The organism is Prosthecobacter sp. (assembly GCF_049294395.1).
Classification (GTDB): Bacteria; Verrucomicrobiota; Verrucomicrobiia; order Verrucomicrobiales; family Verrucomicrobiaceae; genus Prosthecobacter.
On record NZ_JBAQCR010000432.1, the window covers coordinates 1 to 8,332 of the forward strand.

Annotated in this window: 7 protein-coding genes; all 7 read right to left on the reverse strand. The window is 60.9% G+C overall.

Features of this window, described 5'->3' with window-relative positions; all coding sequences use genetic code 11:
- Window positions 1–1,725, reverse strand: a 1,725-nt coding sequence (locus tag WAW39_RS29555; protein ID WP_422323243.1) for a PAS domain-containing protein, incomplete at its 3' end; no start/stop codon positions are given.
- A 154-nt stretch (window positions 1,726–1,879) separates the two neighbouring features.
- Complete coding sequence (locus WAW39_RS29560) at window positions 1,880–2,539, reverse strand: Uma2 family endonuclease (protein ID WP_422323245.1); 660 nt, start codon at window positions 2,537–2,539, stop codon at window positions 1,880–1,882.
- Between the two features lie 83 nt (window positions 2,540–2,622).
- A complete protein-coding gene (locus WAW39_RS29565) occupies window positions 2,623–4,317 on the reverse strand; it encodes an ABC transporter permease (RefSeq protein WP_422323247.1) in 1,695 nt (564 codons plus the stop codon).
- Between the two features lie 16 nt (window positions 4,318–4,333).
- Window positions 4,334–4,765, reverse strand: coding sequence for a type II toxin-antitoxin system VapC family toxin (locus WAW39_RS29570; protein ID WP_422323249.1), 432 nt, complete (start codon window positions 4,763–4,765; stop codon window positions 4,334–4,336).
- Window positions 4,766–4,770: 5 nt separating this feature from the next.
- Window positions 4,771–5,010 (reverse strand): hypothetical protein, encoded by a 240-nt coding sequence (locus tag WAW39_RS29575; protein ID WP_422323251.1) that lies wholly within the window; start codon window positions 5,008–5,010, stop codon window positions 4,771–4,773.
- Window positions 5,011–5,056: 46 nt separating this feature from the next.
- Window positions 5,057–6,742 carry an ABC transporter substrate-binding protein gene (locus tag WAW39_RS29580; protein ID WP_422323253.1) on the reverse strand — a complete coding sequence of 562 codons (1,686 nt, stop codon included), beginning with the start codon at window positions 6,740–6,742 and terminating at the stop codon, window positions 5,057–5,059.
- Between the two features lie 559 nt (window positions 6,743–7,301).
- Window positions 7,302–8,332: ABC transporter ATP-binding protein (locus WAW39_RS29585; protein ID WP_422323255.1), on the reverse strand; the 1,031-nt coding region annotated here is incomplete at its 5' end.

Below are 8,332 nucleotides of genomic sequence, written 5' to 3' on the forward strand. Positions count from 1 at the left end.
GTCGCGGGGAGTGGTGGCCTGCTCAAAGGGCTCAAACATGCGTTCCTTCATGGCCGCATCGAACCCCCTGCCTTCGTCGTCAATCTCAATGCAGAGCGCGTCCCCTGTGTCGGGGCAGGAAGAAACATCGAGCGAACGAATGGTGACACAGGAGCCTGCGGGAGAAAACTTCACGGCGTTGCGCAGGATGTTCCAGAACACCTGCTGGAGGCGGGTGGAGTCTCCCTGCAGCTGAGGCTTCGCCGCGCGCAGTTCCAGGGCAAAACGAATGCTCCTCTCACGGGCTTCGTCCTGCACCATTTCCACCACATGCCTGAGCAGGGCGTGCACATTGCAGGGCTCGGTGCGCAGGGAGAGCTTGCCATGGGTGATGCGCGTGATGTCCAGAAGGTCGTCAATCAGGCGGGCCTCCAGCGCGATGTTGCGCTCGATCATGCGAAGCTGCTGGCGCACGTCTTCCGAAAGGGATTCGTCCTCCTTGAGCGCGCTTGCGGTCATGAGCACCGGTGTCAGAGGCGTGCGCAGTTCATGGGAAAGCTGGGCGATGAAGACGTCCTTGGCGGCGGAGGCTGCGCGGGCGGTGGTCTCGCTTTCCCGCAGGAGGGCCTCCGCTCTGCGGTTTTCCGTGACGTCAAAAGTGGCGCCGTCAAAGCGGAGCGGCCTGCCGTCCTCGGCATAGAACGGATGGCCGACGGCGCGGATCCATTTGATGCTGCCGTCCTGCGGGCTGACGGTGCGGTATTCGATTTCGAAACGCTGCTTGTTGGCAATGGATTCCTCGATCCCGAGGCGGGTTCTTTCGCGGTCGTCAGGATGCAGGATCGAGTAGAAAAGAGCAATATCCACGCCTGCCTCCGGTGGCAGCCAGAAGTGTTCTTTCACAAGGCTGTCCCACTCCAGGGTGCCAAAGGGGAGATCGCAGAACCAGAAGCCCACCTCGGCGATGTCCTTGACGATTTCCATGCGCTGGGTGGTGCGGAGCAGGGCCTCCTCCGCTGCTCTGAGCTCCGTGGTGTCCTGCACAGTCCCCCTGAGGCCGAGGACTTTGCCATCCGCGCTGGTCACGCGTTCGCCGCGCGTGGTCACCCAGATTTTCTTGTCACCGCAGCGTGCTTCCAGGTGCAGCCGGTAGCCTTTGCCCGTCCGGGCGGTGGTTTGCATGGCCTCGTTCAGCTGGTTCCAGGCCTCCTCGGAATAGAGGGTGCCGCGCTGCTCGCTGAAGGAAGGGAGGCGGTCTCCGGTGGGGTCAATGTTGAAGATGTGGTAAAGCTCCTCGGAGCCAATGATGGCATCCGTGCGTGCATCCCAGTACCAGCTCCCCAGATGAGAGAGCTGCTGGGCCTCGCGCATCAGGCGTGTCTGCTCCAGCAGGGAGCGCTCGCGTTGTTCACGCTCCCGGAGTTCCTGATCCACATGGGCGCGGGAGCGGTGAAGCATCTCGCCCAGGGCGATGATGGCCGTGGCCATGAAGACAAAGCCCGTGACCCCAACCGCCCAGGTGGAGGGCGTGATATCGGGCTGGTTCGGCGGGACAAACAGCCAGAGGGTCAGGAGGAAGCCGATCAAGGCGGCGGCGGCAGTGGCCCGCCAGCGGCAATAGCGGGCTGCGATGGCGATGCCAAAGATGAGAACGAGGAAGGGCAGGCGCTCCCCCAGCCAGGGGGTGAGAAGAGCCCTCACGACAACAGAGCCCAGCATAAAAAGCAGGGCTTTGATAAAGGACATCAGAGAGGTCGTGATACGTGCGCGCGACATAAATCAGCAACAGAAGCGAGCCTAGCTTGAACCTCCTGAGCAGCAAGACGGAATGAGGAATGCTGCGGCAGTACTGGCAGGCGTGGTGCGGGTTCTGCCGGGTCAAGCGGCTAAAACGTCCGTCTCACGCGCCGGTCAAAATCTGCCGCTGCACCCGTAGGTTCTCACCTTCATCAAAGATCGCTCGCACAGGAATTTCAAACCCGGCGATGGCATCGCTGCTCAGCAATCCCTCGGTCTGCCGCTCTGTCGGAGGATAGACATCTCCCGCCAGACGGTACAGTTCCACGCTATCGGCAACGGGGTCGATGATCCAGTACTCCGCCACGCCATGCATCGCATAGTCCTGAAATTTGATGCCGCGATCTCGCTCTTCCGTGGAAGGAGAGAGAACTTCGATGATGAGATCAGGAATGGGAAACCTCAGCATGTCCGGGCCGGTTAGACGAGCCTTGGTCAGGCCAAAAAAAGAGATGTCCGGCTCATAGTCATTGCGCGGAAAGCTACACATGGCTTTCTCGATGTGAACGACGCCGAGTTTTTTCACACGGACATAGGCGTTCATTACATCGTAGAGCTGCTTCGTGGCAAGCAGGTGACGGTTCAGGGCTGGGGAATGCATAATGACCTCTCCCTGGATGAACTCCCATTTGTGTTCAGGAGTGATGTCGGCATAAAATTTCTCTCGGAGCTTTTGCTCGCGAGCTAGAGCCTTTTGTCCCTCCTCCACCAGTTCAGGCAGGGCAGGACTGTCCAGCAGGGACTGTAGGATGGCAGAATTCATGCTGTACTATAACGTTAAGTCATGTCGAAAACATCGACTTTTTCCACGCTCGAACCCAGGCTTTGGATTCGTGTTTTGCCAACTCATCCCCGAAACAGCGCCCCGAGTTTCTTCCCCAAGATCACCCCGGCTCCAAGGATGGTCACGGCAAGGAAGATCATGGCCCACACGCCGAGCGCAGAGGCGAGGTTGGGGCCGCTGCCGAGAGAGAGCACGAGGGAGTAGATCGCCTTGGTGATGGGGAAGTGTGCGGCCTGCTGCGCGAGGATCATGGAGTCGCTCACTTCCAGCATGGCAAAAGAGAAGGCGAGCAGGGCACCGGCGACGAGATTGGGTGCAACGAGCGGCAAAGTGATGCGCCAGAGCGCTTTCTCCGGGCGCGCGCCGAGATTCTGCGCGGCTTCTTCCAGCGTGGGGCTGACCTGCTGGAAGCCAGCCGCAGCAGACCTCACCACGTAGGGCAGGCGGCGCACAGCGTACGCGATGACGAGCAGCAGCAGCGGATCTTCGCCCAGCATGAGCCAGTGGAAGGGCTGGCCCTCCCGTGTCATGGCCAGATAACCAAAGGCCATCACAATGCCGGGCACGGCCAGCGGCAGCATCGCCATGGCATCGAGGAGCTGGCGGCCCCAGATGCGGGTGCGCACGGAGACGTAGGCCACGCCGATACCTAGGACGAGCGCCACGAGCATTGCCAGCGTGGAGTATTTCAAGCTGTTGGTGATGGCGGAAAGCGTGAGCTCATGTCCCAGCGCATCGCGGTAATGCTCCAGCGTCAGCGAGTGCGGAATGACCGTGCCATACCAGTCTTTGGAAAACGACAGCAGCACCACGCCGAGATGCGGCAGCACCGCCAGGAAGGTGACGCCGGCAAAGAACGCGGTGCAGATCCAGCCGAGGCCCGCAGGCAGCGCGATGGTTTCACGCCCCGTAGTGGCACGTCCGCCGCCACCGGAATTCGCGCTGCCAAAGAAGAGCTTGCCGGTGAGATAGAACAGCGTGCTGAAGACCAGCATCACTGCGACCAAGGCGTAGGGGAAGGGGTTCCCGCTGAGGTCATTGATGCTGCGGAAAATCTGCACGGCTGTGACGCGGTCGTAGTCAAACAGCAGCGGCACGCCCATCTCGGTGAAGGACCAAACAAACACGATGGTGCCACCCGCAAAGACACCGGGCATGATGAGCGGCAGCGTCACGCGCCAGAAGCGGCTCCAGGCATTGCAGCCCATGTTTGCCGCGGCTTCTTCCAGAGCGGGATCCAGGTTTGAAAGCGCCGCCGCCGCGTTGAGATAGATGATGGGGTACAGGTGCAGCACCTCCATGACGATGATGCCCAGCATGCGGTGCTGCCCGAGCCAGTCCGTCGGATGCAGGGCGTCCATGAGACCGAGATTGATGAGCAGGCTGTTCAGCGCGCCCGCCTGACCCAGCATTGTCTTGATGCCGATGGCCCCCACAAACGGCGGCAGGATCATGGGCATGAGCACCAGCGAGTTCATCAGCGCACGTCCCGGAAAGGCAAAGCGCACATAGCACACCGCCAGCGGCAGTGCCAGGCACAGGGAGCCCAGCGTCGTCCATACCGCGATGATGAACGAATTCCACAACCCGTCGCGATACAACTCGTTGAGAAACACCTCGGACACATACTCCAGCGTGAACTTGTGATCCGGCCCCCGAAACGCCGCCTCCAGCGCCGCCCAGATCGGGTAGGCAAAGAAGCACGCGAAGAACGCGGTCATGCCCAGAAAGATCAGCAGTGAGAGGGTTTTTGACATGGGGTTGTGGGTCAGCTCATGAAACCCTCAAGCCCACATGGGCAGCAGCCGCTTTCTGCCGGTTGTCTGCAGTGATAAAATCCCTCTGTTGCATGGTGCGTGCACAGGCGATGTGGAGCGCATCATTGGTGCGAATGAATACCGGCGGCGTCACCAGAAAGCATTGTTCGAGCACCTTCACAAACTCCAGCTGCACTGTGGGGGTCTCTGTTTGAACAAGGATCAGGCCGGCTGCTATATCCGCCTCAAAATCTTGAAACAAAAGAGCGGCACCACCGGGCTGAATGACTCCTTCCGACTCGCGGCGCAGTAAAACAGTGCGCAGTTCATGGAGTGTCAGATGTGCGGTGTGCAGCGGGGCATCCAGCACCGCTCTGCTGCGAAACACCGTGCTGTCGCTTTCCTGCAAATAGATTTTTGCCAGCGCGGATGTGTCCCAGTAGCTCATCTTGATCAGTCTCGCAGATCATCCATCACCTGCTGCAGCGAAGCGCCCTGTCTGCCAGTGGCAAGCTGCGCGCTGTGCGAGGCCAGCCGTTTTTCCCATGCCTGCAGATTCACTGCAGCATGAGTTCTGACGCTTTCACCACGCACCTGCCGCATGGCCTCGCGCACCATGCCCGTCAGCGTGGCAGCCGTGGAGGGCTCCAGACTCTCAAGGGTGGCGTCCAATTCTTGGGCAATGCTGCTCATAGAATGATTATTTCAAATTTTCCGCTTAAGTGCAAGCCGAGATGATCTATTCGCCGTTCCGCGCCATGCGGCCGGCCTTGATGTATTGATTGCGAAAAGCGTCTCCAAGTTCACGTGCGAGACGGGTTTCCTGCACCTTGTCACGGGCGGCGAGAATCTTGGCGATGTTGCCGGTGGCGGCTTCGTACTTCACCCGGGTGAGGTCTTCCAGCACCTGGATGGCGCGCTCCGGCATGCCATGATCAATGATGGTCTTCCATGCGGCATGGAGTTCATTGTGGGAGTCCACGCAGATGATGCGGACGATGAAGCGGATGGCATTGAAGGCTGCTGCGGTGCGCGCCGGGTGGTAGGTGAAGGCCTGGGCTTTTTCAAAGGGCGCCTCATGCCCATCGCTCATGCGGGCGATGTTGTCCGGCGTGTAGAAATCATGCCGCACGGGCAGGCGGCGCAGGGCGTGTTCCTTCGGGCCGCCGGGTTCACCGACGCGGTAGCTCCACAGCTTCTGCCCTGCATCACCGAGCACGAACTCGATGAACGCGGTGGCCAGCTCCGGCTCAGGAGCACCGCGCAGCAGGCCGATGGGATCCACACTGACCGAGGTGCCGCCCAGCGGCGCGATGAAGCCCACGCGTGAGGTGCCATCAGCCTTGCGCACGTCCTCTTCCGCAGAGCGTCCGTAGAAGTCGATGCACATGCCCGCAGCGGCATCGCCCTTGGCGACTTCGAGCGGGATCTTGGTGGAAAAGTCGGTGAAGTAACGCGCGTTGGCGCTGATGCGGAGGATCAGGCGCAGCCCTTCATTCCAGCCTTCCGCCACGGCTTGCGCTTCGAGTTGATCTGGTGTGAGCTTCGACTTCGGCACTGCTTTGAGACGATCATACGCGATCTGCATCTGCTGCTGGATGAGCATCTCCAGCGCCTTCGTTACCGAGCCGCTTTTGCCGGGATCGCTCAGGGCGATCTGGCCGTAGTAGCGCGGATCAGCCAGGTTGTCCCAAGCCACGGGATCGGTGGGGATGCCGATGCGGCGCAGCACATCGCGATTGAAAACCATGCCGCTGCTGGAAAGGCAGGTACCGCACCAGCGGAATTGCGGATCGCGAAAGGGCTCGCCGCTAAGTTTTTCGGGAATGCCTGCGTCGCTGAACCACTCCGGGTGCTTTTTCGCGAGACCACTGAGGCCAGTTTTTTCACCGTCACCCGCGACCAGCGTGCCCGCCTTGGCCTGCTGCTCGAAATCATAAGCACCACCGCCAAAGAACACATCGATGCCGGTGCCGATGTTTGAGGCGAGGTAGGCTTTGCGCGCGGCATCTTCGGCTGCGGCCTTGGGGTTCAGGCAGGACTGCGCCACGGCGGGAGTCCATGTCTGATGCAGCTTCGACTGCCAGTAGTTTTGAAATGCCGCTGTGGCTTCGGACTTGATGAGCATCGCGATCTCCGAAGTGCCACCCGGTACGCGCCAGTCGATGAAGATCGTTTCTCCTTTCGTGGCTTTCCAGTGCCTGGCAAACGCATGCCCAAACTCCTCGCGGATGCGGTCATGGTGCGGGGAGATGATGACCAGCCGCCGGTCGTAATGCGCGGGGGCGGTGCTCTGGGTTGGCTTCAGCAAAAACGGACCCGCCAGCGTGGCCAGCATGAGGAAAAAGACCGCGAGTTCCTTCCGCCATATCTGAGCCCACGAGAGCACGGCCTGGGTGCGTGGGTGCTGAAGAATCGCTTTCATCGTCACAAAGCGTCCCCTCCATTTTTTCTCTTCCTGGCAGACTCTGGACCTGAAAGGGTGGAAGAGGAGGATGCCTGATTACCCAGCCCGTCTCTCAGCATACGGAAGGCCCGAGGGCGTGTGAACGCGCTCATGGTCGGGCGGTTTGGCGGAGAGGCATGCAGGTGATTTCGTGAGGACCACGCGCCAAACACACCCAACCTACGACTCGCGTGCTGCGCGGCCCGTAGGTTGGGTGTGGCGACAGCCCGCCCGTCTGCGAGCGTGTGGCAAACACTCTGCGCGCTGACATTTCGTATTCCATCTTCCACAATGTGCCTTCGAATCGCCATGACGGAGGACGATGATCGCCTGAGCGAGCAAGGTGACCAAGTGACCCGGCGCTGTTCCGTAGTACCGGCTTTAGCCGGAATCTGGGAGACGTGACCGGACCGCCTAAAGGCGGAACTACAATACATGCCTGGGGTGGCGAGCAGGTTCTGGGTGTGGCCGTGTGCAATCATCAAGGCCGAGCAGGATGTCCGAATACGCCGCCACAGGGTGTTAAAGAGTGGCGGGGTCATTTGCGCAAAATCACGACATCACCCATCGCGGCCATCACGCGCACTTCATCCTCGCCGGGCAGGCGAAGGTCTTGGGGATTGGTTTCGCAGACCTTGATCAGCGGGCCACCTGTCACTTGGATGAGATACTGCACCGTTGCGCCGAGGTAGGTGGTGTCGATGATGCGCCCGGGGAAGCGATTCGGGGAATCGAGCACGCTGCCAAACGTCAGCGCCTCGGGGCGCACGCTCATCATCACGGGCTGGCCGCTGGCAGGCTGCCAGGTGGCATCGGTGCGGCCACGCAGCACCCCGAAGGGAGTTTCCACATCGTAGAATCCTGCCCGGCTGCTTTCGCGCAGGGTGCGGCCTTCGACGAAGTTCGTTTCACCGATGAACTCGGCCACCATGCGGGTCGCGGGGTTGAGGTAGATCTCCGGAGCCGCACCCACCTGGATCAGCTTGCCGGCGTCCATGATGGCCATGCGGTCGGCCATGCTCAGGGCTTCATCGCGGTCATGCGTCACGTAGATGGCCGTGAGGCCGTGCTGCTTGACGATGTGGCGGATCTCTGTGCGCATTTCGAGGCGCAGCTTGGCATCCAAATTGGACAGCGGTTCATCCAGCAGCAGGCACTTGGGCCGGATGACCAGCGCACGCGCCAAAGCCACGCGCTGCTGCTGCCCGCCGGAAAGCTGCTGGATCTTGCGGGAGCCGAGGCCTTCCAGCTTCACCTGCTCCAGCGCTTCCGAGACACGGTGCTCGATCTCACGGCGCGGGCGCTTCCGCTCCTCCAGCCCGAAGGCCACGTTTTGCGCCACGTTCAGGTGCGGCCACAGGGCGTAGCTTTGAAACATCATGCCCGTGCCGCGTTTGTGCGCAGGCAGGCGGGTCACGTCTTCATCATCAAACCAGATCTTGCCCGCATCCGGCGTGTAGAATCCGGCGATATGGCGGAGCAGGGTGGTCTTGCCGCAGCCGCTGGGGCCCAGAAGGAAGAACAATTCTCCGGATTCGATCTGCAGGTTCACGCTGCTCAGCACGACAC

Coding starts and splice junctions, on each gene's coding strand:
- WAW39_RS29565 (WP_422323247.1), bottom strand. CDS start 4,317: ATGTCAAAAACCCTCTCACTGCTGATCTTTCTGGGCATGACCGCGTTC.
- WAW39_RS29575 (WP_422323251.1), bottom strand. CDS start 5,010: ATGAGCAGCATTGCCCAAGAATTGGACGCCACCCTTGAGAGTCTGGAG.
- WAW39_RS29580 (WP_422323253.1), bottom strand. CDS start 6,742: ATGAAAGCGATTCTTCAGCACCCACGCACCCAGGCCGTGCTCTCGTGG.
- WAW39_RS29560 (WP_422323245.1), bottom strand. CDS start 2,539: ATGAATTCTGCCATCCTACAGTCCCTGCTGGACAGTCCTGCCCTGCCT.
- WAW39_RS29570 (WP_422323249.1), bottom strand. CDS start 4,765: ATGAGCTACTGGGACACATCCGCGCTGGCAAAAATCTATTTGCAGGAA.